The organism is Paratractidigestivibacter sp. (genome assembly GCF_052362415.1).
In the GTDB taxonomy this organism is placed as follows: domain Bacteria; phylum Actinomycetota; class Coriobacteriia; order Coriobacteriales; family Atopobiaceae; genus Paratractidigestivibacter.
Window position 1 is genome coordinate 29,517 of sequence record NZ_DAWEMK010000009.1, and the last position, 786, is coordinate 30,302.

Below are 786 nucleotides of genomic sequence, written 5' to 3' on the forward strand. Positions count from 1 at the left end.
ATGCTGAGGGAGCGAAAGCCCTGGACATCAAGGGTTCAGGCAAGGCGCTTCAAGCACTTTCGCTAGCGACAGACGGATCTGCGTCGCCGCGAGAATCCGAAATCGGAACGTTTCTTTCTCTTAGCCGGGCAAGGGGCGGTGCCGGCCTTGGCGGGTTCGTTATGAACAGGTCGATTAAGGTCCCTCCGGAAATGTCCGTGATCGTCGGCTCAAAATCGTTAAAACCCGACTTTCTCTGGGAACAGCCGAAGTTGGTCCTCGAGTACGACAGCGACGAGTTCCACCTCGATGCAGCACAAAAGAGTCGCGACGAGGCAAGGCGACGCGTATTCGAGAACCTCGGGTATACGGTCAAATGCCTGACTTCCGACATCTTGGTCGATAACGCCAAGCTCAATGCGTTCATCAGCGAACTTGAATCTGCTGTTTCCCCCAGAAGGAGAACTCCAAGCGATGCGATGCTCAAAACCCGAGCGGCGACGAGGGAGAGGCTCTTCGGCAAAGAGCGGGTATTCCCACGGTGAACGAGGATTCAAGTGCCCGATCAGTGTGCAGGTTGCCTTCCGCTATGGCCGCCTTCCGCTATGGCCGCCTTCCGCTATCGCTGCCTTCCGCCATACACAAAACTCGATGAGGGCCACGCTGAGCGATCTACCCTGCACAAAATTCAATTCGGGCCACGCTTTTTCCACCTAAATTGGCTGTTTGCGCTTCACACAGGCGCAAAACACCAGGATAGGGTCAGCAAGCATTTGCCTTGGAGCCAAAAGTACGTAGCCCTAAGCG

Annotated in this window: 1 protein-coding gene; it reads left to right on the plus strand. The window is 55.6% G+C overall.

The annotated features are described in order from the left end of the window. On the plus strand, positions 1-524 hold a 524-nt coding region (locus ACT84W_RS02005; protein ID WP_444328027.1), incomplete at its 5' end, for a hypothetical protein. Positions 525-786: the final 262 nt, after the last annotated feature.